Genomic DNA, 25084 nt, shown 5'->3' on the forward strand with positions numbered 1-25084 from the left:
GCGGTCGCGTTCATGGCTCTGGTGGTGAGTTGTTTTTGGCGAAATTATTGATCGCCAAGAGCTATGAACGTTCCCTTCTTACGCTAACATTCTGATCTATATTGAAATTTTGTGGGGATACCTCAGGGTCAGATCCCTTTCATATCAAGACCTGATGATAGTCTCAAACAAGTTCGGTGTATAAGGGATCTGACCCCTTGGGATTAGGGGCGGTTGTTTACCTTGTTAAGAAATGATTGCATGTCAGAGTTTGGCCCTTCTACATCAAGTGTCCCGTATTTATCGGTAAGTTGTTTCCAGAGTTTTGTCATTCTTCCTTGGCGACGATAAAAGGGGTGAATCCACGCAGTTGAAAGGTATGGGTGATCAGGATTACCAGTGTTTACAGTGATTAACCCTATTAAGCATTCTCTCACTGTAGATCTATCAAGGCTCTGAACTACATCAATAACAGGGTAGACAATCACATTTTGCCACCCTTCATCAGCTACGTTCCATTGCATGCCATCTCGACACTCTTTTGCTTGGTATCTTCTTAAAGCCACACAAGCATGTTTCTGCCAAGTGGGTGAATTAATGGTTATTTCTTTATCGAATTCAGCCCCCATTGGGGCTGGAATGGGTCTCAATATTTTTGAGTCAGCTTCAAGATAAAATTTATCTTCAGTGGTAATTTCGTTCGAGGAAGAGTGGTGAAAGTTAGTGAAAAGCTCATCCTCGATAGTATGTTTCTTGTAGGTGATATAACTTGGTTCTGGAGCTTGACCTCTCTGGTTCTTGCCACGTGTAACGTCTCCTCGCTCTAGAGTAACCACATGGAAAATATCACTAGGGAGCATAGATATACTTGAGTAGCTCTCGGCATAGTAAAGTAACCCTGAATCGACCCTTAGCTGTTTTATTAGTTCAACGCAGGCATCTTCATAAGAAGAAGACCAAATCGTTAACCTTCTTTGAACAAAAAGGTTTGCATCGGCTTTGGGATAGATTTGCTCGAAAAAAGCCTGTACAGCATCTAATGCCGGTTCAAGCAAATATGAGGTAGTACTTATTAAGACAATAGGTAAGTCTTCTTCGCGAGACTCATTCTCAATGATGCAGTCAATTGCTAGTTCGACAGCACGTTTTTGATCATTATCTAGTTCTAGATTCTCAAGAAATAGCTCTTTGTTGCTTCTAATATCCATATATGCTCCATGAGGTTATAGCATCCCATACTAAAGGGGTCAGATCCCTTTCACGTAAAGGCTAAGTGTTAGTCTCAACCAAATTCGGTGTATAAGGGATCTGACCCCTGAGAGTACGAGCCTTGAAAGTAAGAGGCGCTTAATGCGCCTCGTCCCAGTTGTTTCCAACCCCAGCTTCCACCAACAGCGGCACGTCGATTTCGCTGCTGGTCTGCATAATATCGACGATTTTCTCTTGCGCGGCATCTAGGTCTTTCTCGGCCACTTCAAAGATCAATTCATCGTGTACTTGCATGATCATGCGTACGTCTAGGTCGGTTTCTGCGAGCCAGTTGTGCATGTTGATCATGGCGCGTTTGATGATGTCGGCGGCGGAGCCTTGCATCGGGGCGTTGATCGCGGTGCGCTCGGCGGCTTGGCGCATCATGGCGTTACGGGCTTTGATCTCTGGTAGGTACAAACGACGACCAAAGATGGTTTCTACATAGCCTTTTTCTTTGGCGCTTTCACGGGTGTTGTCCATGTAGGTGCGTACACCTGGGTAGCGTTCAAAGTAACGCTGAACGTATTGCTGTGCTTCTGGGCGGCCAATGCCAAGCTGTTTCGCTAGACCAAAGGCAGACATGCCGTAAATCAAGCCGAAGTTGATGGCTTTGGCGCGGCGGCGTTGCTCTGTGGTGACCTCGTCCACCGTGGTGTCGAAGACTTCTGCGGCGGTGGCTTTGTGCACGTCTACATCGTGGGCGAACGCATCTAATAGACCTTTATCTTGTGATAGGTGCGCCATGATGCGTAGCTCGATTTGTGAGTAGTCGGCCGCGATCAGCTTGTAGCCTTCTGGGGCGATAAACGCTTGGCGAATACGACGACCTTCGGTGGTACGGATCGGGATGTTCTGCAAGTTTGGATCAGACGACGATAGACGTCCCGTTGCCGTGATCGCTTGATGGTATGAGGTATGAATACGGCCGGTCTTTTGCAGCATCTCTGGCAGCTTGTCGGTGTAAGTCGATTTAAGCTTCGACATACTGCGGTGTTCCATAATCAACCGTGGCAGTTCGTATTGCTCCGCCAGTTCTTGCAGGATTGGCTCAGCGGTTGAAGGTTGGCCTTTTGGCGTCTTCTTAATGACCGGTAAGCCTTGCTTTTCAAACAGGATTTCTTGCAGCTGTTTTGGTGAGCTTAGGTTAAAGGCTTGGCCCGCTTCTTCGTGGGCTTTGATCTCGATCTCCTGCAATTTAGCAGCGATCTCAGAGCTTTGTGCATGCAATAGGTCTGGATCGATCAAAGCGCCGGTTTGTTCCATTTTTGCTAAGACTGGCACTAATGGCAGTTCGATGTCTTTTAGGACGTTAATCAAGTCGCCTTCTTTTTCCAGCTTCGGCATGATCGCATGGTGCAGACGCAAGGTAATGTCTGCGTCTTCTGCTGCGTAGAAGGCGGCTTGCTCTAGGTCGATCTGGTTAAAGGTTTTCTGCTTCGCGCCTTTACCTGCGATTTCCTCAAAGCTCACTGTGGTGTGGCCAAGGAATTTCGACGCTAGGCTGTCCATATCGTGACGAGTCGCCGTGGAGTTCAGTACGTAAGACTCCAACATGGTGTCGTAAGCGATACCGCGCAGGGTGATGCCGTAGTTGTTCAATACGTTGGCATCGTATTTTAGGTGCTGACCGACTTTCTTCTGGTTGTCGTCTTCCAGCCAAGGTTTTAGCTGTTCCAGTACCCAATCACGGTCAAGCTGCTCTGGCGCGCCTTCGTAATCATGAGCCACGGGAATGTAAGCGGCTTTACCGATCTCAACCGAAACGCTCACGCCAACCAGCTCAGCGGCCATGTAGTTAAGAGATGTCGTTTCGGTATCAAAGGCCACAAGTTCGGCTTCTTCGATTTTCTTTAGCCAAGCGTTGAAGCTGTCTTTGTCCAGAACGGTGTCGTATTCCACATCGATGTTGGCCGCAGGCGCTGGCTCATCATCGTTGTCGACCGTGTCGTCTGCTGTGCCGGAAGCTGGGGCTTTATCGATATCACGTAGCCACGTTTTGAATTCCAGCTTAGTGAACCACTCGCGTAGCGCTTCTTTGTTGATCTCTTCATTTTTCAATGTGTGCGGATCAAATGGCAGTTCCACATCGCATTTAATGGTCGCAAGCTTGTAGCTTAGCTCGGCCATCTCACGGTGTTCTTCCATTTTCTTCGCCATGGTTTTTGAACCACGGAAGCCAAGTGGTGCAATGTCATCAAGGCGTGCGTAGATTTCTTCTAGACTACCAATGCCTTGTAGCATGGCCAGAGCCGTTTTCTCGCCGACACCCGGTACACCTGGGATGTTATCGACCTTATCGCCCATCAGCGCTAGGAAGTCGATGATCAACTCAGGTGGGATTTTGAATTTCTCTTTAACACCTTCCACATCCATCACGGTGTCGGTCATGGTGTTCACCAGCGTAACCTTGTCGGTCACCAGCTGGGCCATATCTTTATCGCCGGTAGAGACCACCACTTCGCGGCCTTCTTCGCCAATTTGTTTGGCGATGGTGCCGATCACGTCGTCTGCTTCCACGCCTTCGATGATGACCAAAGGTAAGCCCATGGCTTCGATCATGCGGTGAATCGGTTCGATTTGCAGGCGTAGGTCATCCGGCATCGGTGGACGTTGTGCCTTGTATTCGCTGTACATGTCGTCGCGGAAGGTTTTGCCTTTGGCGTCGAAAATGACCACGATTGGGGAGTTCGGGTAGCGGCCGATTAGGCTACGGATCATGCTGATCACGCCACGGGCAGCGTTGGTCGGTTGGCCGTCGCTGGTGGTCAGTGGTGGAATGGCGTGAAAGGCGCGGTACAGGTAAGAAGAACCGTCTACCAATACCATTGGCGCTGCATTGGTCAGTGAGTCTTGAGCCGACATAATTTCCCTCTTGCGTCGCTGGTCGAGGCCGCGACGGCAGTTTACATTCAAATCATTGGTTAATTACGTCTAAGATTAACATAATCGCCCCATTTTTCGTGGCGTCCAATTGACCTTTTTGCTCTGATTGTGGAGCATTAGCGGTTGAATGCGATGTTGCGCGAATTTAATACTATTAGGTACAGATTTTGGCTGTTTACACTTCTCTCTCGGACTCTGATATGCGCGGCCTAGTGGCCGATTACAATTTAGGTGAATTAGTGTCTTTTCAAGGCATTTCTGGTGGTGTGGAAAACACCAACTACTTTCTCACCACGACCACGGGCAAGTACGTACTGACCCTGTTTGAAGAGTTTGAATTTAACGAAGTGCCATACTTCCTAGATGTGGTATCGCACCTACAACAAAAAGGCTTTAACGTGCCGGCGGCACTCGTGGATGCCGAAGGCGAACGCCTACGCGTGGTGCAAAACCGTCCAGCGATCATTGTCGATTGCTTCCCTGGCGGCCTGCTAGAAAGCACCACAGTGGAGTCTTGCCGTTTGATGGGCCAAGTGTTGGCGCAGCTGCACACAGCGGGCATGGATTTTCCTGATCACCGTCCAAGTCATCGTGGTATTGACTGGTGGCGTGCTACGGCGAAAGAAATTGCTCCAGAGCTGGAAGGTGAACAAGCGCATCTATTGCTAGAGCAAATTTGTGAGTTCGATAAGTTTATTGAGCAATACGACGATCAATTAGCAAAAGGCACGGTGCACGCGGATCTGTTCTACAACAACACCCTATTTGAAGGTGACGAGCTGTCGGCTATCATCGATTTCTACAACGCTTGTTACTCTTGGTTGATGTACGACCTAGCGATCGTGGTCAACGACTGGTGTTCTGACATCACTACGGGCGAGCTGGATATGGATAAATACCATGCCATGGTCAACGCTTACATTCATGAGCGTGAGCCAAGCGCGGCGGAAATTATGTCTTGGCCGCACATGCTGAAAATCGCCGCGCTGCGTTTCTGGCTATCGCGTCTAGAAGCGTGGCACGGTGCCAAAGACGATCCTGAGCGTTTGGCACAGCAGCACGATCCAATGGAATTTCAACGTATTCTTGAGTCTCGCGTGCGTCATGCACCAAGCCTAACGGAAAACTAATCTATGAAGCGCTGGCGTCAGTTGTGTACCGCGACCTTGATGTGTCTGGGAGCAGGGCAGGCGTTGGCGCATCCGCACATTTGGATTGATTCCTACTATCAGGTCAACTTAACCACGCCTGCGGTGCAGACAGTGGACGCGTACTGGAAGTTCGACGTGTTCTCCAGTATTGATATGTTGATGGCCTTTGATCAGGACGCCGATGGTCAGTTAAATGGTTTAGAGAAGGCCGATGCGGCCCAAGCCATGACCAATTTGGCGCAATACGATTACTTCTTAAAAATCCAAGTTGATGGCCGCGCGTTGCAGCCGACGCATGTGGAAATTGTCGACATCGGCATTCAAGATCAAGCGTTAACGGTGCAGTTGGGTGTGGTCCTACCGGAAACGGTAGATCTGAAAACCAGCACCATGACGTTGGGCTTTGGTGATCCTGAGAATTACTTTGCCCTGGTGATTCCCGAAGCGGGCTTAATTAAGTTGACGGGGCTGATGGCGGAAACCTGTACGCCGATGGAACAAGACGCGGATGAGTTTTACATGGAAGGCTGGGTCGACCTGCGCTGCGATGCATCGTAACGTATCACTTTAGCAACTGGGCGAGGGCGTCCGAGTTGCGACTGTCGGGGGCGCGAGATGTTAGAACACTTTCAATGGTTACCCTTTTTACTGGCGATCACCGTGCTGACCATGAGTCCGGGCGTGGACACCTTGTTGGTATTGCGCAGCTCGGCAGTGGCCGGTTGGCGTGTCGGTTTTGTCTGTAGCTTAGGAATTTGCTTGGGGTTGTTTGCCCACGCCACCATCTCAGCGCTAGGCTTGTCGGTGATTCTACTGGGATCTGCGACCTTATTTACCGCTTTTAAAATTGCTGGTGCGCTGTATTTGGTGTACCTCGGCATACAAGCCCTGCGCAGCGCATGGCGACCTAAAGGTTTAACGTTAAACCTGCCCGAAGGTCGCCAAATGAGCGCGAAAATGGCGTTTCGTCAGGGCATTTTGTCGAATATTTTAAACCCCAAAACCATCGTGTTTTATATGGCGTTTTTGCCGCAGTTCATTAACCCAGAACACTCGGCAATCGCACAATCTCTGTTTATGGCCGCCCTTCACTTTATCATAGCGATGGTGTGGCAAACGTTTCTTGCGGTGATGGTTCACCGAGCAAGAGTATGGCTGGCGCGACCAAAAGTGGCGCAAGTCTTGGATAGCTTAACCGGCGTATTGCTGGTGGGCTTTGGCATTAAATTGGCGCTGACCCAACGCTGATCGTGTGGCAGGCGTCGTTCTAGGTATTCCCCAACATGAGTTTATTAATTTCCACTTGGATTAAGTTCTTCTTTCTGTTTGCTCCGTTCTTTGTGTTGTCCATGTTTTTGGCACTGACCCGAGGCGAAACCCCAGCAGCGCGCCGTCATGTGGCGAACAAGTCGATCATCGCCGCGCTGGCGATCTCCCTGGTGCTAATGTTCTTCGGCGGGGCCTTGTTTGATGTGCTGGGCATTACCTTAGATTCGTTCCGTATTGGCGCTGGTATTTTGCTGTTTATGTCGGCCATCAGTTTGGTCAAAGACGGTACCCGTAACCACGCCACTGGCATGCCGAACGAAGAGCGGGATGATGTCTCTGTGGTGCCTTTAGCGGTACCGACCATTATCGGCCCTGCCACCATAGGTACGATTCTGGTGTACGGTGCGGAGTTCCAAGGTTGGGAGCTAGTGATCGGAGTGATGGGCCTAGTCGGCGCCTTGCTGACCCTAGCGGTATTGTTGTATTCCAGCTCTTTGATTGAGAAATTGTTGGGGCGTACGGGTCTAAACATCCTGTCAAAGATTACTGGTTTGATTTTGGCGGCGATGGCGGCGCAAATCTTTATGGGTGGTGTAATGGGCTTCTTGCAGCCAGCTACCAGTTAAGGTGGCAATCAGTCTTATTTACCTATTAAACCAAAATGTTATATTATAACATTTTGGTTTTGACGTTTGTGGAGCTCAGTGTGCGCAATATAAAGTGGTTAGGCATGGTTGGTCTGCTGTTGTCGAGCGGTGCTTGGGCAGCAGAGCAGACGATGGTCTTTGAAATCAGTCGCTGGGTGATGGAGCAGCAGCGCGATTTTCATCGCGAACTTGCTCGTCTAGTGCAAATGTTAGCCAGAGAAGAGAATCCCGCTTTGTTGGGCAGTCTGATGGTGGCGAGCTTTCTCTACGGTGTGTTTCATGCTGCAGGCCCTGGCCATGGTAAAGCGGTGATCGCATCCTATTTGCTGGCCACCAAAGCGCCGTTACGCAAAGGCATTCAGCTGTCCTTTTTATCCGCGCTGGCGCAAGGTGTGGTGGCCATTACATTGGTTTGGTCGCTGGCGCAGGTGCTAGACTTAGCCAGTCAGATCACGGAAACCACGCGCGTGTTGGAAATAGCGTCCTACGTCGCCATTGGTTTGATTGGAGCGTGGATGCTGTGGCGTATTGCACGGGGTAAGTCGAGCTGTGGTCATGATCACAGTCGGGATCATGTGCATGAGCACCCGCATGGTCATGCCTGCACCGGCCATCACCATGGGCATGGACATAGCTGTAGCCATGATCATCACCACGAATCTCTGCCAGGGCATGCTGAGAAAGCTCTGGATGACTCTAGCCAAGAAGTGACAACCGCCAAGCGCAGTACCATCGCGATGGTGTCGGCGATTGGTATTCGTCCCTGTACTGGGGCGGTACTGGTGTTATTATTTGCCACCAGTACAGGAATCTTTCAATGGGGAATGCTGGCGACACTTGTGATGTCGCTTGGTACTGGCATTACGGTTTCGGCCTTGGCGCTTTTAAGCGTGTTGGTGCGAGACGGCAGTTTTGCCTTAAGCCCCAGTGCATGGCGTCGCCGTGTGACCCAAGCGTTAGGTGTGGTTGCGGCGTGTGCCTTAATTTTTATTAGCGTCACTATGATTTACAGTGACCTACAGGTAGCAGGGCGGGCATTCTAATGACCGAACATCATAATTCTCATGAACACGCGCACAACCATGATGTGTGCATCGAGCAAGCACTGGAAACAGCGGAAGCTGTGTGTTCTGAGCAGGGCCAACGTCTGACGAAAGTGCGTCGTCGTGCCTTGGAGCTTATTTGGCAAAGCCATCGTCCATTAGGGGCGTACCAACTGTTAGCAAAGCTGGCAGAAGAGGGCTTTAACTCGGCGCCACCGACGGTGTATCGTGCGCTGGACTTTCTGTTGGCGGCAGGTTTGATCCACAAAGTGGAGTCGATGAACGCTTACTTGGGCTGTGCCCATGCGGATCAGCCACACAAGGGCTATTTCTTGATTTGTGACGAGTGCCAGAATGTGATGGAGTTCGACTACCAAGACATTCACCAATCACTGGTTAAGAAAGCGGCTGAGCAGGGCTTTGAACTGCGTGCCGAAACCATTGAACTGACCGGTTTATGTGCGGAGTGTCGTGCACAGGAATCCTCTGAATCATGAGTACACGATTAGCAGAGCTGCAAGATATTGGCATTCGTTTTGGTGATCGTCAGTTGTTAAGCAACATTAACGTCACCCTACACCAAGGGGAAATCGTGACCCTGATTGGCCCCAATGGCAGTGGTAAAAGTACTCTGATTCGTACTTTGCTGGGCCTGCAGGAGCCCACATCGGGACAGGTAATTCGTCACAGTACCTTGCGCATTGGCTATATGCCGCAGAAGCTGCACATCGATCCGACATTGCCGTTGACGGTGAAACACTTCTTGGGATTGGTGCGAGGTGTCAACAAGAAAGACATCCGTCCCACCCTGAACAAGGTCGGCATTCCTCATTTGGAAAACTCCCAAGTGCATGTACTGTCTGGTGGTGAAACACAGCGCTTGTTATTAGCTCGCGCGTTGTTAAATCGTCCGAACTTATTAGTGCTAGATGAGCCCGTTCAGGGGGTTGATGTCAGCGGTCAGGTGGAACTGTATAACCTGATTGAAGTGATTCGTAATGAGTTAAATTGCGGCGTGTTGATGATCTCCCACGATCTGCACCTAGTGATGGCGCAAACCGATACCGTGGTGTGCATCAACCAGCATGTGTGCTGCTCTGGGTCCCCACAACACGTCAAAGACCATCCGGCCTATCAGGCTCTGTTTGGTATTCCTGGCGCCGATACTTCCTTAGCGATTTATTCGCACCAGCATGATCATGTCCATGATGACAGTGGTGAGGTGGTCGAAGAAGGCCATGTGCACGGTCCGAACTGCAATCATCACGCCCATTAATCCGGAGAAACCAGAACATGTTAGAACTGTTAATGCGCGCGCTGATTGGCGGCCTAGGCGTGGCCGCTGTGGCGGGACCGTTAGGGGCGTTTGTGGTATGGCGTCGTATGGCCTACTTTGGTGATACCCTGGCGCACTCGGCGCTACTGGGTGTGGCGTTGGGTTTTTTATTGGACATTAACCTGAATCTTGCCATTGTCGTGCTGTGTGTTGGCCTCGCTTTGGTGTTGGTGACGTTGCAGAAAAAGCAGATCATCGCTACGGATACCTTGCTCGGGATCTTGGCGCACTCGTCACTGTCATTGGGCTTGGTGGCGGTGAGCTTTTTGGACAATGTGCGCATCGATTTGATGGCGTATTTGTTTGGTGATCTGCTGGCGATTAGCCAAACCGATTTGTATTGGATTTACGGCGGCGGCCTGGCTGTGATGGCATTGCTGGTGGCGTTCTGGCGCCCTTTGCTGGCGCTCACAGTAAACGAAGAGTTGGCCAAGGTCGAAGGCTATCCGGTAGAAACCATTCGTCTACTGCTGATGCTGTTGGTCGCTGTAGTGATCGCGGTGGCAATGAAAATCGTTGGCGTGCTGCTGATTACTTCCTTGATGATTATCCCTGCGGCGACTTCCCGTAAGTTGTCGCAAACGCCGGTGCAGATGGCTTCCATTGCCGGCGTATTAGGTTGTTTGTCTGTCTGTGGCGGTCTGTGGGCGTCCTACCACTGGGATACCCCCACTGGCCCAAGTGTGGTGGTGTGTGCGGCGTTTTTGTTCTTGCTTGCCTACACCTTACCCACTCGTAAAATGGCAGCCTAACGCCTTCGCCAGCCAATTGATTATAAAAAAGCGCTGTTTTCTCACGAAGACAGCGCTTTTTTTATGCCGCAGAGCGGCTCGGCTAATAAGGTCGAGTGATTAATGCGTCCAACGAGAATTTACCGCCACCACTCTTTATCAGCAGTAGTGCTAGAGCTGCCCAAGTGGCATGCAGTGCATAGGCCTCTGGGTAAACAAAGGTTTGAATGACCAGTGTCATCAGCAAAACACCGGCCGCACCAAGGCGCGTGAAAATGCCAAACAGTAACATAAGTGGCAATAAGTGCTCAGCAAAGGTTGCCATATAGGCCGCCATTTCTGGGGGAATGATGGGCAGTGCATACTCGTGTTCAAACAAGTAAAAGGTGCTCTCTTTGATGCTTGGCCAACCGACCTCAAACAAGCCGGCAAAGGGGTTGAGGGCAAGGCCTTCGATTTTGGTTTGGCCTGAGAGCCAAAACACGGCCGCTAACGCAAAGCGTGCCATAAACAAGACCAAGGACTCGGGAATGTCTCGACACATTTGTCCGGTAGTACGGTTTGGCAAGATCAACATAGTCACCTCCTAGGATTCTTGAATGTCATGAAAGACTTGCCATGTCATCAGTCGTGCTAAGGTTTGCCCGAGCTCAAAGTCTGCCTGATCGGGTAACGCTTGACTCAAACTTGGGTCGCTTTGTAGGGCACTTAAAAAGTCGAACTCGGCGGCGCTGATCAAGTACATGCGGCCATATAAGCCCGCCTTGGCGAGTAGCAAATATTCGTTTTGAGCGATGTCGAGTTGGTTAAGATTGGGCGTCTCAGATTGGTGGGCAAGGTATAAGGAGCCGACCGCAAAGGGCACGCTGAGCAACTCACATTGTGGGTCTAGATGAAGCCTGAGTGCCTCTGGATTTTGCACTTGGCTTAAGCGCTGCTGGGCAGCCTCTAAACTCAATGTGGGGACTTCTGCTGCATGGGTGAGTTGCAGCAAACGGTACTCGACATCGCACAAGCAAGGTAAGTATAGCAGTGATTGGGCAGGGAAGAAGTTTTGTACAAATTCACTGAACTGATCGCCATAACCACTTAAGATCGGCGAAGTTGGGGGGTGGCGCTCGATGTATTGCCGTGCCATAGCATTGAAAAATGCTTCCCCGACCACCTGCTTACAGACAGGGAAGACTTCCCCTAATGCATCCATTAGGGACACAAAGACATTATTGCGGTAGACATTGAGACGTTGATTACATTCGCGCATATTGTCACCGCGAATGTCTTGTAGCAGGCTGTCGCGTGCCTCTGGGGTAGAGGAAAACAGGGCTTGGTTAAATTGTCTTTGCATCGGCTTCTTCCTTTGCCAAACGTCGTATCTGATTGGCCTGCTCCGCTTCTTGCAGCAAGACAGATAGAGCAGGGAAATTGCCATCGCGCTCAATCAAGGTGGGGCAATCGCCAATCAGCTGCAGTACGTGTTGATAGAGTTGCCAAACTTCGTGCGCCACCGCCTGATCGTGGGAGTCAATCTTGAGGGCGGGTTGGGCATTTTCATCTAAGCTGTAGCCAGCCAGATGAATTTGTCCCACTGCGTGCATCGGAAACTGATGTAGGTATTCCGCGGCACTGCGTTGATGATTGAAACAAGACACTTCAACGTTATTTACATCCAGTAATAAACCACACCCTGTGCGCTTGACTAACTCGGCGATAAACTCGGTTTCACTGATGGCGCTGGAGTTGAACTCGAAGTAGGTGGATGGGTTCTCGATGAGGATTTTTCGCTGCAAACGATTCTGCACCTGATCCACATGTTCGCATAACAAGGCTAAACGTTGCTCTGTATAGGGCACGGGCAACAGGTCGTTAAGAAAGGTTTGCTGGTGGGTCGACCAAGCGAGGTGCTCGGAAAATACCTTGGGCTGTACCCGCTCTACTAACTGGGCGACGTGCTCTAGATGCTCTGCATCTAAGCTGCCTTCACCGCCGAGAGACAAACCAACCCCATGCACCGTGATATCGTATTGTTCGCACACACGATCTAAGTAGTAGGGCGCAGGACCACCAGCACTGAGATAATTTTCCGCATGGATTTCAAAAAAGCCCACGTCCGGTTGCTCGCGCAAGATTTGCTCGTAGTAGCTGGGCTTTAGGCTGATGCCGGTGCGTTGAGCAAAGCCCGAGGATAGATGACTATCCTCGGTTTGCTGGTTCAAGTAGGTATCCATAAGGAACCCCTTAGAAGGCTTCCAGTTTACCGTGACCAGTAGGCGATGTTGGCGATTCCATGTCCATACAAGTGCCGGCTGGGACAAGCTTCCAAGCATTGCTTTGGTAATCCACGGTTGAGGTACCAGCGCACGACGTGCCTGGGCCAGCCGCACAGTCATTTTGACCGGCTAGGGCAACGCCGTAGCATTTTTCTTTGTCCGCTGCTTGAGCGGGAACCGCGACGGCTGACAGGGCGACGGCTGTACCAAGAGCTAGGGCTAGGGATGTGTTTTTAGTAGACATGACTTGGATCCTCCAAAGGAACATTTTGTTAATGACTCTCTTTGGACGGAGTAGGGTTGCGCTTTCTTACACGGGGGGGGCGAAAAACTTGAAAAAATTGCGCGCAGAAAAATTAGGTTAAATATGGCGCTTTCATGATCTGTGTATTAAGTTTTTATGACAATGCGCCATTTTGGGTATCCTTCCCGATTTAAGGGGCGTATTGTAAATGGCTCAACTTATTGAAAACACTTAAAAATAGGAGACTATGGATATGTCTAAAAAAGAAGTGAAAGCGATCAAATCTGAAATCAAAGCACGCAAAGAAAAAGTCGCGAAGCAGAAAGCTAAGATTTCTAAGTTGAAGAAGTCACTGAAGAAAACGTCTGATAAGAAAGCTTCTAAGAAGTAATCTCTGCGTTAGCAAGCATTCTAGTAGCGGAGCCCATAAGGCTCCGCCGCACATTTCCCTTCACTTATTCTGTTCTTGGTCAGCTTGCTTCACATAGCGCTGGCAAATCTCTCTAAGACTCAGCATCTGCTTACCAAACTGACGACACGCTGGGCACATGGCGGTATGCACGCCTAAGTTAATCTTTTCCTTGTTCGATAGCGGACGATCCATCTTTTCTGACAAAAGTTGCGTGGCTTCGGTACATTTCATCATGTGGTTTTCTCCCCTTGAAACCAGTTATCTTCAAGGCATTCGCGCAAGCGCAAGCGGGCACGAAACAGGGTGGTGTTGAGATTGCTGACGCTGACTTCTTCGTTGTCACAGATCTCATTGGTGTCCAGTTCTAGGAATTCTCGCATCATAAACAGGCGACTGTATTTGGCGGGTAAAGCGTCTAGGCAGACATCAAAGGTACGCCAGAACTGCTGACTTTCAATGCCGTGGTCGGGTTCGTCCCACTTTTGTGGGCGCTGCTCTTTTTGCCAGTGGCCTTTTTCGCTGAATAACTCTTCTAGTAGTGCTTCGTCGTTACGGCCAGCTCCTTCCTCGAGTAGATTGGCGCTGGTATAACGCTTTTCCTTACGCAGAATATCAATCAGTTTGTTTTTTAGGATGGCAAACACCCAAGTTTTTAGGGCAGCTTGGCGATTGAAGCGCTCAATGTTTTGGTAAGCCGATAACATGGCCTCTTGTACCGCGTCTTCGGCGATGGTTTCGTTGCGCACCTGTAGGATGGCGAACTTAAGCATTTGCCGACGGAGCTCTTCCATAAACACATTGTCGTGAAACATCTGTCCTGATGCGTCGTCGCTGGAGCGAGATAAGGCTTGTGTCATATTAAATCTCGGCTTGTCGAAAAAGGGTTAACTAGCAATGTAGCCAACTAGACGGAACAAGCCGAGGTTTTCTTACACTTCTTTGCAGAAAAAGTGGCAAAGAGTTAGTGATTGAGGGTCTGTAGCACCGCGCTGACACGGTCTTTGTTATAAGGCGGTAGCAGCGAGCCTGCGAAGCGGCCCTCTTTATTGAGCAGCAAGACATGACCTTGGTGAGCGGCATAGTTCTCAGCACTGGTCACTTGCAGCAAATCTTGGTATACCGCTTGGCTAGGGGGTACCACATGAATGCCGGCCGCAGTTTGTTGCACCATTTGGCCTTGGCAGACCGCATCACAGAGACTGGGCTGCAGACGGATGGCATGCCATTGGCCTTGTTCAAGGCGCTCAAGTGGTGGCACTTGGCGTGGGAATTCGATCAGCTGAATGCCGAGCTCGGCCTGCTGGGCGTCATCTAGGGCTGGGCCTGAGAAGTTTTTCTGGTACGACTGGGTCGCGACCCAGAACGCACCTGCAACCAAGGCTACGCCGATGAAAGGGGTGGTTAAGCGACTCATTAGGCGTCTCCCGCAGCCTCTGCTTCAGCGAGGTATTCGTCTTTTAGTTTGACGTAATTAAGGCCGGCATACTGGAAGTATTCGATTTCTTTTTCACTCAAAGGACGCGCTTGTTTCACCGGTGAGCCCATGTACAGGTAGCCAGATTCTAAGCGTTTGCCTGGCGGTACCAAAGAGCCAGCGCCGATGATGACTTCGTCTTCAATCACCGCACCGTCTAAGATAGTAGTGCCCATGCCGACCAAGACTTTGTTACCGATCTTGCAGCCATGCAGCATCGCCATATGACCCACGGTGACGTCATCACCGATTTCTAAGGGGTGGCCTTCTGGCTTGTAAGTGCTGGCATGAGTAATGTGCAGACAAGAGTTGTCTTGGATGCTGGTGCGTTGGCCGATACGAATACGGTGCATATCACCACGAATGGCAACCAATGGCCAAACCGAACTGTCGTCACCGATTTCTACATCACCGATGATCACAGCGCTGTCGTCGGCCCAAACACGGGCGCCCAATTTTGGCGTATGGCCACGAAATGTCTTAATTGCCATTGTCTCTTCCTTAGCACATACAGTGCAGTATTAATGAAAGCTATGGACGTGATCGGCGTTTGCCCATTGAAAAAGCGCCAAGACCACATATCTTATAGGTCAGAACTAAACCTATTTCTGCAAGGGTGCCGTTGCATCCTGCAAACGCCAAAAAGGATATCACGATATGACACAATCCGTATGGGACGCTACGACATTGCCAGAATTTTCCAAGGTCGAGCCGAACAACATCGTTGCCGACTTGGAAGCATTACTTGAGAAGAACCGTGCCGACATCGCCGCCGTGGTTGAAAAGAACGCTGAGCCAACTTGGGCGAGTCTCGTAACGCCATTGGATGAAATTCATGATCGCCTAGGCCATTTTTGGTCGCCGATCAGTCACTTAAACTCGGTGCAAAATACGCCAGAGATCCGTGAAGCCTACAATGGCAGTTTGCCAAAGCTAAGCGACTACTACACGGAACTGGGCCAAAACAAAGCCTTGTATGAAGCCTACAAAGCTCTAGCGGAAAGCGATGAAGCGCAATCTCTGACGCCTGCGCAAACGGAAGCGCTGACGCAAACCATCCGTGATTTCGAACTGTCTGGTGTTGGCCTAGAAGGCGAAGCGAAAAAACGCTACGGCGAAATCAGCTCACGCTTGTCAGAACTAAGTAGCCAGTTTGGTGAAAACGTACTGGATTCTACCCGTGCTTGGAGCAAGCTAATCACTGAAGAAGCAGAGCTTGCTGGTTTGCCTGAGTCGGCCTTGGCACAAGCGAAACAAATGGCCGAAGCGAAGGAGCAGGAAGGTTGGTTGTTTACGCTAGATATCCCATCGTACCTGCCAGTGATGAGCTATGCCGACAGCCAAGAACTGCGCAAAGAGATGTACACCGCCTACGCCACGCGCGCGTCTGAACTCAGCAGCGAAGGCAAGTTCGACAACGCACCACTGATTGATGAAATTCTCGCGCTGCGTCATGAAATGGCACAGATCCTAGGTTTTGAAGACTACGCAGAATTGTCGGTGGCAACCAAAATGGCTGAAAGTGGTCAGCAAGTGGTGGACTTCTTGAATGATCTTGCCGTGAAGTCTAAGCCTTCTGCGGAAAGTGACTTGGCCGATCTGAAAGCCTTCGCCAAAGAAGAGCATGGAGTGGAAGAGCTAAACTCTTGGGATGTGGGCTACTACGCTGAGAAACTGCGCGAGAAGAAATACGCCATCTCACAAGAAGTGCTGCGCCCTTACTTCCCGATCAACAAGGTATTATCAGGCTTGTTCTACACTGCGCAGACGCTGTTTGGTGTGGATATCTGTGAAGAGTCAGGCTTCGATACTTATCACAAAGACGTTCAGCTATTTACCATCTCGAAAAATGGCGAAGATATCGCGCGTTTCTTCCTTGACCCTTACGCTCGTGAAGGCAAACGTGGTGGCGCGTGGATGGACGAATGCCGTGTCCGTCGTCGCTTAGACGATGGCCGTCTGCAACTGCCTGTGGCGTACCTTGTTTGTAACTTCACTCAGCCAATCGGTGATAAGCCTGCGCTTTTGACCCACGATGAAGTGACAACACTGTTCCACGAATTCGGTCACGGCCTGCACCATATGCTAACGCAGGTTGAAGTGTCGTCTGTGTCAGGTATCAACGGTGTTGCTTGGGATGCAGTCGAGTTACCAAGTCAGTTTATGGAAAACTGGTGTTGGGAACCTGAAGCCCTAGCGCATATCGCTGGTCATTTTGAAACCGGTGAGCCACTGCCACAAGATCTATTAGACAAGATGCTCGCGGCGAAGAACTTCCAGTCGGGGATGCAGATGGTGCGTCAGTTGGAATTCTCTCTATTCGACTTCCGCTTACACCGTGAATATAAAGACGGCATCAAGGCACAAGACGTATTAGACGAAGTGCGTAGCCAAGTGGCTGTGACCGTACCGCCTGCGTTTAACCGTTTCCAAAATAGCTTCTCGCATATTTTCGCTGGGGGTTACGCTGCGGGTTATTACAGCTACAAATGGGCGGAAGTGCTATCTGCGGATGCCTTCTCTAAATTCGAGGAAGATGGCATTTTCAACACTGAAACCGGTGCCCACTTCCGTGATACCATATTAGCAAATGGCGGATCACGCCCAGCGGCCGAGCTATTTGAAGCTTTCCGTGGCCGTGAGCCAAGTGTCGATGCGTTATTACGCCATAGTGGCATTGCGGCTTAAATTCTAAGGCTGCTGGTTTCTGGGCGTGCTCTTGAGCTGATATTACTCAACACCGACCGTGGGGGATCCCTGCCCCACGGTCGGTCGACGCCATCCATGGTGTCTGCTTTTGAGTAATAACAGATCAGCAAAGGCTTATTGCTCCAGACCCTTTTGCCTCAACGAAGGTGCATCCCTGCACCTAACGTTTCGTGCGTCCATCCATGGACGCGGTCAAAAGGGATCTGGATCAACTCGCTAGTGCGTTCGCAGAGAATACTAAGGTCTGATTAGGCGTCACTTGTGTTCCTTTTCAACAGCCACCAAGGAAGGTGGCGCGAGTGCTTTGGCGCAGGGATGCGCCACGGCCGAGTGAAAAGGAACCAAGTGAAAGCCAAGCCATAGACAGTAATCGACAAGTAATCATTGTTCGAGCAGATTTGAGGTGTATATGACAACCAAACGCTTTATCGCGGGGGCAGTATGCCCGCGTTGTAACGAGATGGACAAAATCCGTGCATGGCGCGATGACGAGGCTGAGAAACAGTACCGCGAGTGTGTGGCCTGTGGTTACGAAGATGAGCAGTCAACGGTGGTGCAAGCGCAACCACAAGAAATCGCGACCCGAGTGAACCAGCCCCACTCGTCTGCTCCAGAAGGGGATACGGCCGTGATTAACTTCGTACCGAACCCTGGCACGACGAAGCTCTGATATATTTGGCAATGACTACGCTAGTTTGCGTAGCCACTGCCGATGGCACTGAAGGGCATTTCTAAACCCAGTTCGGGCACTTGTAGACTGACCCAGGCGGGGAAGGTGTTACTGTTGGGGCCTGGGAAAACGCTGTACTCATTTTTCCATGGGTAGTTCTGCACCGCTTGATTGATCTTAGGAATCAACTGCGCCGCTTGCTCGCCCTTAAGGGATAAGATTTTCTCTGGCTTGGCACCGTACCAGTAGCGATCAGGTGTTTCGGTGTGATAGCTGTACAAGGCAGGTTGACCTCGTTCGACACGCCAGCCAACGACTTCATGGACTTTATATTCTGATGCACCAGCTTCTTTGGTAGCGATCCAGGTGTGAATGGCAAACCAGCCACGCCAGCTGAAGGCATCGGCACCATAGACCTCGATCACCGCCTCTTGCTCCTGTTGCGGATCGGGGGCAATGCCAGCAGGCTCTCGGCTGGCGGTACGCCAATCGGCATTAGAGCAGGCACTGACGAGTGTGGCTAAGGCTACAATGGTTAGACTCTTGTTCATGGTTATCTCCTTGTCATCTATTCAGTTTGACAAAAAAAGGGCGCAATACGCGCCCCTTTAGGTAGAGTTCCAGAATTAATTCATAATCTTTGTCGTGTTAGCCAAGGTGTTGCATCAGCTCATGCTCTGGCACGGGTGGCAGGAACAGGTAGCCCTGTAAGTATTCAATGCCCATATTGGTTAACAAACGGCGCTGCTCTTCGGTTTCCACCCCTTCGGCCACCACCTTGTAATCAAACGCGCTGGCGATTTGCGAAACGGCTTCAACGATCGCACGGCCACCGGTATCCATGGTCCAGATAAAGGAGCGGTCAATTTTGACGAAATCCACATCAAACTCCTGCATCACTGAGAGCGACGAATAGCCGGTACCGAAATCGTCAATTGATACCTGTACCCCAAGGCTTTTTAGTCGATTGATGTTGTTGATCAAGCGATGTTTGTCGTGCGCGAATAGAGATTCGGTGATTTCTAAGTCCAAGCAATGGGCGGGGAAGTCCGTACGCTTGAGCGTCGCCGCGACTTCTTCTGGGAAATCATCGTCTAGCAACTGTTGAATCGAGACGTTGACACTCACACCAAGGCCCTCATGATGAGCCTGCATACGCTTGCCAGCGAGGCAGGCTTCCCCGAGTACCCACAAACCAATGGCACGAATAAAGCCGTATTGTTCGGCGATGCCGATGAACTCATCTGGCGGAATCATTTCATTGTCTAAACGCCAGCGCAGCAGCGCTTCCACTGAATCAATGCGTCCCGTTTCTGTGGCGATGATAGGTTGATAGACCAAGAACAGCTCATGGCGATGAATGGCGTTTTCCAGATGGTCACGCAAACGGATTTCACGTAACAAGTGCTCCCGAAGCGATTCATCAAAGATCCCAACCTGACCTTTTTTCGAACGTTTTTGGTTGTACATGGCCATGTCGGCACGCTGAATCAAACGCTCATGCTGTGTGCCATGCTGCGGGTAATAGGAGATACCGACTGTGGCACCGAGGGACAACTTAGAGCCATCGATTACATAAGGAATAGAAATCAGATCAATGATTTCTTGGGCGTCTTCGAGCAACTGATCGTGTTGTTCCACCGTTAACAGGAATTCATCACCGCCCCAACGGCATAGCAGATCGGACGGCTCGATGTTCTGTTGAATGCGCTTGCTGACCTCGCGGATCACTTGATCTCCAGTCTCGTGCCCAAGAGAGTCATTAATGGTTTTAAAGCCGTCTAGGTCGATAAACAGTACCGCCAGCTTGGCGTTAGGCTGCGTTTGTAGACGGTACTCGAGCTTTTCGGAAAACGCTTTGCGGTTAAAAAGACCGGTTAGTGGGTCGATATTCGATAACGAATAGATTTCTTGAGTACGCTTAGCGACCTCTTGCTCCATATGGGACAAAAGGTGGTCATTCTGGTGCTTTAAGTGAATCGAGCGTGCGGTATAGCGCGCCGCTTTGCTCGCTCCGGTGACCATCACGAAGACAAAGGCAATCGTCAGGTAGCCCAGCGTGTCGTAATTCTCGATAGGGGACAGCATGAGGGCGATGGCCAGTGGAAGAGATAGCAAGGCGCAATACACCATCGACATTTTTCGAGACGCAGATAAGAAGGTCACCGAACCACCGGAAAACGCGGCAATGATAATACAGGTGATGGCCAGCTCAGCCCAATCCTGATGGTACACCACCATAACGGAATACAGGCTCCATAAGGCTGCAGTGAGCAGGGCGCCGCCGGTAAAACGTGTTAAAGCGCGTTGGAAGCTGAAACTTTCCTTATGGCGCGAGCGAATGAAGAAATAGCCAAGGTCAAGAAAACGCAGCAGCAGGACTAGGTTGAGTACCCCCCACCAGAGCATTTGTGAGACACGTTGTGCGCCGTCATGGGGAAAGGTAAGGACCAGCACGGTGGAAGTGATAAACGTGATGAACAGCCCCATCCCTACGTTGCTGTAGAGTAGGTAAACGGCGTCTTTTTGTTCCACTTTCGATAATTCTGTTGGGAGCATAGGGGTCGTATTTTATCTCTATAAAATGCACTAAGCAGCGCATCGGCGTCAGTCCATGATCGGAGCGTTACCTAACTAGGTTGGTTGCTCCATCGAAAGCACACTATTTAAGATAGCATTTAATTATATCTAAGTTGTCGAATGTGAACGGCAATTCTTTAAGTTTGTTTACTTCGGTTGTGTTCATCATGTTGTTTTAGATAGCTTTTACTGTCTGAAAATCCCTACTCGGATTTTGGTTACAACCTTACATATATCTATTTGCCGAGTCGAGGAAAGTGTTTTTCTTGCTGACGTAAGTCGAGAGACAGGTTTATACTGAAATCATCGTATGCAGTAACAACAATAAAAGGATGGCCTTATGACACAGCACTTAGTGTTAACGGTAATTGGTGATGATCGACCAGGATTGGTAGAAGCTTTATCTCATATTGTGGCCGAGCATCATGGTAACTGGAGCGAGAGCCGCATGGCCCATCTGGCCGATAAATTTGCCGGTATCGTGACCGTTGAAGTTCCAAAAGAAAATGAAACATCGCTGATTAAAGCGCTACAGGATCTGTCTACTGTCGGCTTAAAGGTGTCGGTAGAAGTGGCGAATACACGCACGGCATCAGGTGAGTTAGTGGTGCTATCTGTGATGGGCAATGATCGCACCGGCATTATCCGTGAAGTGTCGAAAACACTGAGTGTGTTGGGCGCCAATGTGATCGACCTGAACAGTTACTGCGAGCCGGCACCGATGAGCTCTGAAATGTTATTCAAAGCAGAATTGGAAGTCTTATTGCCGACTGGCTGTTCCGTGGAAACTTTGGAAAAAGCAGTCGAGTCCATCAGCAGTGATTTGGTGGTTGAACTGGCTGATTAGCGGTTAATAAGTACCGAAATAAGTATTTTCGCTGCTTTTCGGGGAAACATTGTGTTCTTCATTGCAGCTTTCTCAGAACCTGTTTCAATAGTATGCCCCACTATTGAAACAGGACCTTCCTAGCGAAATGCAATTACCTGCCACCTTCCGCGCCTTATCCAATGCCAACTTCCGTCTCTGGGTCTTCGCGGCTTTTGTCTCCAATATCGGGACTTGGCTACAACGTACCGCGCAAGATTGGATCGTTATTTCCGAATTGTCGGATCACAATGCAGCGGCTGTTGGGGTGGTGGTGTTCCTACAATTTATTCCGCAAATTCTATTATTGCCCATCACCGGTTGGGCCGCTGATCGCATTGATCGACGCAAGCTGTTATTGGGGACGCAAATCGCGATGGCGTTGCTGGCATTCGTCTTAGGTGTGTTGGCCATCACCGAAGTGATTGTGCTGTGGCATGTGTATGCCTGTGCGCTTGGCTTAGGTATCGTGGCGGCGTTTGATGCCCCCGCACGTCACGCCTTTGTCTCGGATGTGGTGAGCGAAAAAGAGGTGCCGAACGCGGTGTCTTTGAACTCGATGTCGTTTCACTCTGCACGCTTGATTGGTCCCGCCATTGCCGGGATTTTGATTGCCGTGGTCGGTGCTGGTTGGGTGTTCATTTTAAATGTGGTGACCTTTGGTCCCTTGTTAGTGGCCTTGTACCTATTGGGTAAGCGCACCTTGATCGGGCAACAAGGCAAAGCCGAGAACAGTCAAAGTACGGGCTTTTTACAGGGCTTTCGCTACTTAAACGAGCACCGTGAAATGATTGTCGTGCTCGCGATGGTGGCGATGATCACCGCGTTGATTATGAATTTCCCAGTGTACTTATCAGCCATGACGGTTCAGGTCTTTGCAGGGCATGCAGGGCAGTATGGTTTGTTAATTTCTATGATGGCGATTGGCTCCATTGCAGGGGCGTTGACGACCGCCAGTCGTAAACAGCCTACCTTTGGCTTTCTGGTATGCTTACCCGCCGGAGTGGCCATCAGCAGTACCTTGTTGGCTTTAGCGCCGAGCTTCTTCACCTTTGCTCTGATGATGATTGTATTAGGGTTCTCAATGCAGTTGCTGACGATCTCGTCGTTTACCTTTATTCAGCTTTCAACGGTACGTGCTTACCGTGGTCGCGTGATGGCCATTGCTTTGGCCACCATGCTCGGCAGTACTGCTTTGGGCGCACCCTTGGTGGGCTGGATCGCCGATACGTTTGGTGCCCGCTGGTCAATTGGTATCGGGGGACTGTCAGCCTTGTGCGCGTTTATTTTGGGGATCACCTTCTACCGTCGCTATTACCTAGTGCAGCAGGCATCAAACACCACTGCAGAAAATGCGGAGCCTTAAAAGGCTCCGTTATGCTCTTCAGGCACGGGCTCGCACTCAAGTTGTGCTGGGGCAAAGCCAAACCAACTCGACCAAGCCTTGCGTGGATGCAAGATAAAGCCCTCTGCCAAGGTGAGGCCTGAGCGAATTTGAATGTCCCCATGCTGAGTCATGTGACGGTCGGAGACATCGTAATCGGTACTGATGACCTTGCGACCAGCCTGTAAACGTTGTGATAGCTCCGCCTGATAAATGACCAATTCAATGGGCTGGCTGGCGCCAAAGCCAATGGTTTGGCCATTAAAGCCACCGGCGATCAATGGGACGGGGGCGACTTGGCAAAGCCTGCCTTGAGCGTTACGGGTGAGGTACACCCCTTCGCCCTTCAAACCATGCAAGAAGGGCAAATGGCCACTTTTAACAAAGCGTATCAAGACGATGCCTTGGGCATCCGCAGGGATTGCCGCGAGCGGTGACGCTGGACTGTGCGTGGCGAACAGTGCGCAAACGGTAGCGATCAGAACACTGATAAAGCATGGCATTATAACACTCCTGTGTGAGTGGTCAGTTGAGCTCGAGGCTGGCTCGGCAAGCAAAGGAAGTAAAGCATGAGCAAGGGGCCGATAACGGGGATCAGTAGTACCAACCAGCTATAAAGGGGCAGTCCGGTATCGCGCAGGCGACGCGTCATCAGCGCGATGAGGGGAATGAGTGTGGCGATCGAATACAGGGCATCGAGCCAGCCAGGATGGTCGGTCGCTAGCTCAATGATAATAATCGCTACACTGATGATCAGGTTGATCAGCATAAACATCCAAAACGCCCGTCGGTGGGCGACATCACGAAAATCGGCGTAATGTTTCAAGGCATCGATATACCAATACATAAGCAGTCTCCTGTGTTAAAAACAGAATCAAAGATGCGTCAAAGTCAGTGATGACGCGTCCTCGATCAGGATTTAGGACGTCTTGCTTTGCGACTTAGGACATACTGAGAGCGAAACAGACTGAGTTAAGGAGAAACCATGTTGGCGATTCCATTACCCTTTGTGGTGTCGTTACTACTGTTAGTGTTAGCGGGCAGTTTGTGGGGACAGCGCCGCCACTCGGCATTATTGGCCTGTGGTTTTTTGCTGCTGTGTGCGCTGACAACGGCCCTTGTCGGGCTGCGTTGGACATTCGATCTCGCACTACTGCGCATGCTACAACCGATCTTTGCAAGCTTGATTCCCGTTGTCGGTTGGTGGGTGTTTTCGCGTTCGAAAAGCGCCCGCCGCCCGTCTGGGTGGCATGCATTACTGCCTATGCTGATTGCTTTTGGCTCGTTGTCTTACCCCTTATGGGAACCGCCCATTGATGCGCTGATCACTGCTCAGTATGTGCTGTACAGCTTATTGCTGTGGCGCTCCGCTGATACGGAGCAGCAGCCGCCCGAATATATCCGTTTGAGCGATTGGGTGTGGGCGATTCGGGCACAGCGGATTGCGGCACTGATGCTACTTTTCTCAGCCCTAATTGATGGTGCTTTGACGTTAGACTTTCTGTTAGCGCAGGGGCAGCATGCAATGTGGATCTTGTCTCTAGGGCACGCGCTACTACTGCCCACGTTAGCCTTGGCTGTGATGAGCTTGAGTTTAAGCACTTCCGAAGCGCCGCCGAGTGCACCAACGCCTTGCTTGCAGGCGACCAAAGATACCACCTCGGAGCCAGCCATCACTGCGGCGGAGCCAGCGGCAGGCCTATCGGAGGCCGCTGATCAAACCGTGGTAGCGCAGGTGACGAAGGTAGTGGTCGATCAGCAAATGTTTCTCGACCCAGATTTAACCTTGGCCCGTCTGGCGCGCAAAAGTGGCATACCAGCGCGTCAGATTTCCGCTGCCATCAATCGCGTCACGCAGCAAAATATTTCCCAGTGGGTGAATCAATACCGTATCGCGCACGCGGCCCAGCGTCTTGCCAGCAGTGACGATGCCATCACGCAAATCTATTTGGATTCAGGTTTTCAAACCAAGTCTAACTTTCATCGTGAGTTTTCTCGCATCATGGGCATGACGCCCTCTCAATATCGACAAAGTGTGTAAGTGGATAGGGCGGCTGAAATGTCCCGCGCTAAGGTGCTGAAATTCATGCGGTGAGCGAGGCATTTTCGCCTTATATGGTATATGTTTGTATATCGGTTGATCGATTTTTGTGTCGTGCGCTGCCAGCGCATCACTGTCTGAAAAGGAG

Annotated in this window: 28 protein-coding genes; 14 read left to right on the plus strand and 14 right to left on the minus strand. The window is 50.6% G+C overall.

From position 1 onward, the window contains the following. Nucleotides 1-203: 203 nt before the first annotated feature. Together MAQ5080_RS07075 and polA are read right to left on the minus strand one after the other, a co-directional pair. A complete protein-coding gene (locus MAQ5080_RS07075) occupies nucleotides 204-1187 on the minus strand; it encodes a GNAT family N-acetyltransferase (RefSeq protein WP_067208043.1) in 984 nt (327 codons plus the stop codon). 139 nt (nucleotides 1188-1326) lie between these two features. Continuing rightward, nucleotides 1327-4092: a DNA polymerase I gene (gene polA, locus MAQ5080_RS07080; protein ID WP_067208045.1), complete on the minus strand. Its 2766-nt coding sequence runs from the start codon at nucleotides 4090-4092 to the stop codon at nucleotides 1327-1329. Nucleotides 4093-4280: 188 nt separating this feature from the next. On the opposite strand from polA, the gene MAQ5080_RS07085 reads away from it, so the two are divergent. From MAQ5080_RS07085 to znuB, 8 genes are all read left to right on the plus strand, one after another. Continuing rightward, nucleotides 4281-5243 (plus strand): homoserine kinase, encoded by a 963-nt coding sequence (locus MAQ5080_RS07085; protein ID WP_067208048.1) that lies wholly within the window; start codon nucleotides 4281-4283, stop codon nucleotides 5241-5243. Nucleotides 5244-5246: 3 nt separating this feature from the next. Next, a complete protein-coding gene (locus MAQ5080_RS07090; RefSeq protein ID WP_067208051.1) occupies nucleotides 5247-5822 on the plus strand; it encodes a DUF1007 family protein in 576 nt (191 codons plus the stop codon). A gap of 57 nt (nucleotides 5823-5879) precedes the next feature. Next, the gene (locus tag MAQ5080_RS07095) at nucleotides 5880-6512 is read left to right on the plus strand and encodes a LysE family translocator (RefSeq protein ID WP_067208053.1); all 633 of its coding nucleotides are present in this window, start codon (nucleotides 5880-5882) and stop codon (nucleotides 6510-6512) included. 35 nt (nucleotides 6513-6547) lie between these two features. Next, entirely contained in the window at nucleotides 6548-7159 is a 612-nt protein-coding gene (locus MAQ5080_RS07100) for a MarC family protein (RefSeq protein WP_067208056.1), read from the plus strand. Nucleotides 7160-7239: 80 nt separating this feature from the next. Continuing rightward, nucleotides 7240-8223, plus strand: a complete 984-nt coding sequence (locus tag MAQ5080_RS07105; protein ID WP_156496541.1) for a nickel/cobalt transporter — start codon at nucleotides 7240-7242, stop codon at nucleotides 8221-8223. Further along, a complete protein-coding gene (locus MAQ5080_RS07110; protein ID WP_067208058.1) occupies nucleotides 8223-8720 on the plus strand; it encodes a Fur family transcriptional regulator in 498 nt (165 codons plus the stop codon). Before MAQ5080_RS07105 ends, MAQ5080_RS07110 begins: the two co-directional genes overlap by 1 nt. Further along, nucleotides 8717-9499, plus strand: coding sequence for a zinc ABC transporter ATP-binding protein ZnuC (znuC, locus tag MAQ5080_RS07115; RefSeq protein ID WP_067208061.1), 783 nt, complete (start codon nucleotides 8717-8719; stop codon nucleotides 9497-9499). The genes MAQ5080_RS07110 and znuC overlap by 4 nt, the downstream gene beginning before the upstream one ends. Before the next feature lie 17 nt (nucleotides 9500-9516). Continuing rightward, a complete protein-coding gene (gene znuB / locus MAQ5080_RS07120) occupies nucleotides 9517-10311 on the plus strand; it encodes a zinc ABC transporter permease subunit ZnuB (protein WP_067208064.1) in 795 nt (264 codons plus the stop codon). 82 nt (nucleotides 10312-10393) lie between these two features. Here the strand turns inward: znuB and MAQ5080_RS07125 are convergent, their stop codons facing one another. Genes MAQ5080_RS07125 through MAQ5080_RS07140 form a run of 4 tightly spaced genes read right to left on the minus strand, consistent with a single transcriptional unit; the run spans nucleotide 10394 to nucleotide 12801 of the window. Beyond that, entirely contained in the window at nucleotides 10394-10867 is a 474-nt protein-coding gene (locus MAQ5080_RS07125; protein WP_067208067.1) for a DoxX family protein, read from the minus strand. 9 nt (nucleotides 10868-10876) lie between these two features. After that, complete coding sequence (locus tag MAQ5080_RS07130) at nucleotides 10877-11635, minus strand: HvfC/BufC N-terminal domain-containing protein (RefSeq protein ID WP_067208070.1); 759 nt, start codon at nucleotides 11633-11635, stop codon at nucleotides 10877-10879. Next, nucleotides 11619-12515, minus strand: coding sequence for an MNIO family bufferin maturase (bufB, locus tag MAQ5080_RS07135; RefSeq protein ID WP_067208072.1), 897 nt, complete (start codon nucleotides 12513-12515; stop codon nucleotides 11619-11621). The genes MAQ5080_RS07130 and bufB overlap by 17 nt, the downstream gene beginning before the upstream one ends. A 10-nt stretch (nucleotides 12516-12525) precedes the next feature. Continuing rightward, nucleotides 12526-12801, minus strand: a complete 276-nt coding sequence (locus tag MAQ5080_RS07140) for a BufA1 family periplasmic bufferin-type metallophore (protein ID WP_067208075.1) — start codon at nucleotides 12799-12801, stop codon at nucleotides 12526-12528. A gap of 253 nt (nucleotides 12802-13054) precedes the next feature. On the opposite strand from MAQ5080_RS07140, the gene MAQ5080_RS17505 reads away from it, so the two are divergent. Continuing rightward, entirely contained in the window at nucleotides 13055-13192 is a 138-nt protein-coding gene (locus MAQ5080_RS17505; RefSeq protein WP_197464584.1) for a hypothetical protein, read from the plus strand. 60 nt (nucleotides 13193-13252) lie between these two features. On the opposite strand, the gene MAQ5080_RS07145 is transcribed toward MAQ5080_RS17505, so the two are convergent. From MAQ5080_RS07145 to MAQ5080_RS07160, 4 genes are all read right to left on the minus strand, one after another. Continuing rightward, nucleotides 13253-13447, minus strand: a complete 195-nt coding sequence (locus MAQ5080_RS07145; RefSeq protein WP_067208078.1) for a zf-HC2 domain-containing protein — start codon at nucleotides 13445-13447, stop codon at nucleotides 13253-13255. After that, entirely contained in the window at nucleotides 13444-14070 is a 627-nt protein-coding gene (locus tag MAQ5080_RS07150) for an RNA polymerase factor sigma-70 (protein WP_067208081.1), read from the minus strand. Before MAQ5080_RS07150 ends, MAQ5080_RS07145 begins: the two co-directional genes overlap by 4 nt. Before the next feature lie 104 nt (nucleotides 14071-14174). Further along, entirely contained in the window at nucleotides 14175-14627 is a 453-nt protein-coding gene (locus MAQ5080_RS07155) for a hypothetical protein (protein WP_067208083.1), read from the minus strand. After that, the gene (locus tag MAQ5080_RS07160; RefSeq protein WP_067208086.1) at nucleotides 14627-15178 is read right to left on the minus strand and encodes a gamma carbonic anhydrase family protein; all 552 of its coding nucleotides are present in this window, start codon (nucleotides 15176-15178) and stop codon (nucleotides 14627-14629) included. Before MAQ5080_RS07160 ends, MAQ5080_RS07155 begins: the two co-directional genes overlap by 1 nt. Nucleotides 15179-15344: 166 nt before the next feature. Between MAQ5080_RS07160 and prlC the strand changes: the two genes are divergently transcribed. Together prlC and MAQ5080_RS07170 are read left to right on the plus strand one after the other, a co-directional pair. After that, entirely contained in the window at nucleotides 15345-17375 is a 2031-nt protein-coding gene (prlC, locus tag MAQ5080_RS07165; RefSeq protein ID WP_067208089.1) for an oligopeptidase A, read from the plus strand. Nucleotides 17376-17805: 430 nt separating this feature from the next. Continuing rightward, on the plus strand, nucleotides 17806-18066 hold the full coding sequence (locus tag MAQ5080_RS07170; protein ID WP_067208093.1) for a YheV family putative zinc ribbon protein: 261 nt from the start codon (nucleotides 17806-17808) through the stop codon (nucleotides 18064-18066). 20 nt (nucleotides 18067-18086) lie between these two features. On the opposite strand, the gene MAQ5080_RS07175 is transcribed toward MAQ5080_RS07170, so the two are convergent. After that, nucleotides 18087-18617 carry a DUF3750 domain-containing protein gene (locus MAQ5080_RS07175; protein ID WP_067208096.1) on the minus strand — a complete coding sequence of 177 codons (531 nt, stop codon included), beginning with the start codon at nucleotides 18615-18617 and terminating at the stop codon, nucleotides 18087-18089. A gap of 97 nt (nucleotides 18618-18714) precedes the next feature. After that, on the minus strand, nucleotides 18715-20625 hold the full coding sequence (locus MAQ5080_RS07180; protein ID WP_067208099.1) for a putative bifunctional diguanylate cyclase/phosphodiesterase: 1911 nt from the start codon (nucleotides 20623-20625) through the stop codon (nucleotides 18715-18717). A gap of 361 nt (nucleotides 20626-20986) precedes the next feature. Here MAQ5080_RS07180 and MAQ5080_RS07185 point away from each other — a divergent pair, with 361 nt between their 5' ends. Together MAQ5080_RS07185 and MAQ5080_RS07190 are read left to right on the plus strand one after the other, a co-directional pair. Continuing rightward, a complete protein-coding gene (locus MAQ5080_RS07185) occupies nucleotides 20987-21493 on the plus strand; it encodes a glycine cleavage system transcriptional repressor (protein WP_067208101.1) in 507 nt (168 codons plus the stop codon). A gap of 127 nt (nucleotides 21494-21620) precedes the next feature. Then, nucleotides 21621-22877, plus strand: coding sequence for an MFS transporter (locus MAQ5080_RS07190; protein ID WP_067208105.1), 1257 nt, complete (start codon nucleotides 21621-21623; stop codon nucleotides 22875-22877). On the opposite strand, the gene MAQ5080_RS07195 is transcribed toward MAQ5080_RS07190, so the two are convergent. Next, complete coding sequence (locus MAQ5080_RS07195; protein WP_067208108.1) at nucleotides 22874-23398, minus strand: hypothetical protein; 525 nt, start codon at nucleotides 23396-23398, stop codon at nucleotides 22874-22876. The genes MAQ5080_RS07190 and MAQ5080_RS07195 overlap by 4 nt on opposite strands. Further along, nucleotides 23398-23742, minus strand: a complete 345-nt coding sequence (locus tag MAQ5080_RS07200; protein ID WP_067208111.1) for a DUF805 domain-containing protein — start codon at nucleotides 23740-23742, stop codon at nucleotides 23398-23400. The genes MAQ5080_RS07195 and MAQ5080_RS07200 overlap by 1 nt, the downstream gene beginning before the upstream one ends. Before the next feature lie 138 nt (nucleotides 23743-23880). On the opposite strand from MAQ5080_RS07200, the gene MAQ5080_RS07205 reads away from it, so the two are divergent. Continuing rightward, on the plus strand, nucleotides 23881-24936 hold the full coding sequence (locus MAQ5080_RS07205) for a helix-turn-helix domain-containing protein (protein WP_067208114.1): 1056 nt from the start codon (nucleotides 23881-23883) through the stop codon (nucleotides 24934-24936). Nucleotides 24937-25084: the final 148 nt, after the last annotated feature.

The organism is Marinomonas aquimarina (assembly GCF_900089755.1).
Classification (GTDB): Bacteria; Pseudomonadota; Gammaproteobacteria; order Pseudomonadales; family Marinomonadaceae; genus Marinomonas; species Marinomonas aquimarina.

Coding starts and splice junctions, on each gene's coding strand:
- MAQ5080_RS07075 (WP_067208043.1), bottom strand. CDS start 1,187: ATGGATATTAGAAGCAACAAAGAGCTATTTCTTGAGAATCTAGAACTA.
- polA (WP_067208045.1), bottom strand. CDS start 4,092: ATGTCGGCTCAAGACTCACTGACCAATGCAGCGCCAATGGTATTGGTA.
- MAQ5080_RS07090 (WP_067208051.1), top strand. CDS start 5,247: ATGAAGCGCTGGCGTCAGTTGTGTACCGCGACCTTGATGTGTCTGGGA.
- MAQ5080_RS07095 (WP_067208053.1), top strand. CDS start 5,880: ATGTTAGAACACTTTCAATGGTTACCCTTTTTACTGGCGATCACCGTG.
- MAQ5080_RS07100 (WP_067208056.1), top strand. CDS start 6,548: ATGAGTTTATTAATTTCCACTTGGATTAAGTTCTTCTTTCTGTTTGCT.
- MAQ5080_RS07110 (WP_067208058.1), top strand. CDS start 8,223: ATGACCGAACATCATAATTCTCATGAACACGCGCACAACCATGATGTG.
- znuC (WP_067208061.1), top strand. CDS start 8,717: ATGAGTACACGATTAGCAGAGCTGCAAGATATTGGCATTCGTTTTGGT.
- znuB (WP_067208064.1), top strand. CDS start 9,517: ATGTTAGAACTGTTAATGCGCGCGCTGATTGGCGGCCTAGGCGTGGCC.
- MAQ5080_RS07125 (WP_067208067.1), bottom strand. CDS start 10,867: ATGTTGATCTTGCCAAACCGTACTACCGGACAAATGTGTCGAGACATT.
- MAQ5080_RS07130 (WP_067208070.1), bottom strand. CDS start 11,635: ATGCAAAGACAATTTAACCAAGCCCTGTTTTCCTCTACCCCAGAGGCA.
- bufB (WP_067208072.1), bottom strand. CDS start 12,515: ATGGATACCTACTTGAACCAGCAAACCGAGGATAGTCATCTATCCTCG.
- MAQ5080_RS07140 (WP_067208075.1), bottom strand. CDS start 12,801: ATGTCTACTAAAAACACATCCCTAGCCCTAGCTCTTGGTACAGCCGTC.
- MAQ5080_RS17505 (WP_197464584.1), top strand. CDS start 13,055: ATGTCTAAAAAAGAAGTGAAAGCGATCAAATCTGAAATCAAAGCACGC.
- MAQ5080_RS07145 (WP_067208078.1), bottom strand. CDS start 13,447: ATGATGAAATGTACCGAAGCCACGCAACTTTTGTCAGAAAAGATGGAT.
- MAQ5080_RS07150 (WP_067208081.1), bottom strand. CDS start 14,070: ATGACACAAGCCTTATCTCGCTCCAGCGACGACGCATCAGGACAGATG.
- MAQ5080_RS07155 (WP_067208083.1), bottom strand. CDS start 14,627: ATGAGTCGCTTAACCACCCCTTTCATCGGCGTAGCCTTGGTTGCAGGT.
- MAQ5080_RS07160 (WP_067208086.1), bottom strand. CDS start 15,178: ATGGCAATTAAGACATTTCGTGGCCATACGCCAAAATTGGGCGCCCGT.
- prlC (WP_067208089.1), top strand. CDS start 15,345: ATGACACAATCCGTATGGGACGCTACGACATTGCCAGAATTTTCCAAG.
- MAQ5080_RS07170 (WP_067208093.1), top strand. CDS start 17,806: ATGACAACCAAACGCTTTATCGCGGGGGCAGTATGCCCGCGTTGTAAC.
- MAQ5080_RS07175 (WP_067208096.1), bottom strand. CDS start 18,617: ATGAACAAGAGTCTAACCATTGTAGCCTTAGCCACACTCGTCAGTGCC.
- MAQ5080_RS07180 (WP_067208099.1), bottom strand. CDS start 20,625: ATGCTCCCAACAGAATTATCGAAAGTGGAACAAAAAGACGCCGTTTAC.
- MAQ5080_RS07185 (WP_067208101.1), top strand. CDS start 20,987: ATGACACAGCACTTAGTGTTAACGGTAATTGGTGATGATCGACCAGGA.
- MAQ5080_RS07190 (WP_067208105.1), top strand. CDS start 21,621: ATGCAATTACCTGCCACCTTCCGCGCCTTATCCAATGCCAACTTCCGT.
- MAQ5080_RS07195 (WP_067208108.1), bottom strand. CDS start 23,398: ATGCCATGCTTTATCAGTGTTCTGATCGCTACCGTTTGCGCACTGTTC.
- MAQ5080_RS07200 (WP_067208111.1), bottom strand. CDS start 23,742: ATGTATTGGTATATCGATGCCTTGAAACATTACGCCGATTTTCGTGAT.
- MAQ5080_RS07205 (WP_067208114.1), top strand. CDS start 23,881: ATGTTGGCGATTCCATTACCCTTTGTGGTGTCGTTACTACTGTTAGTG.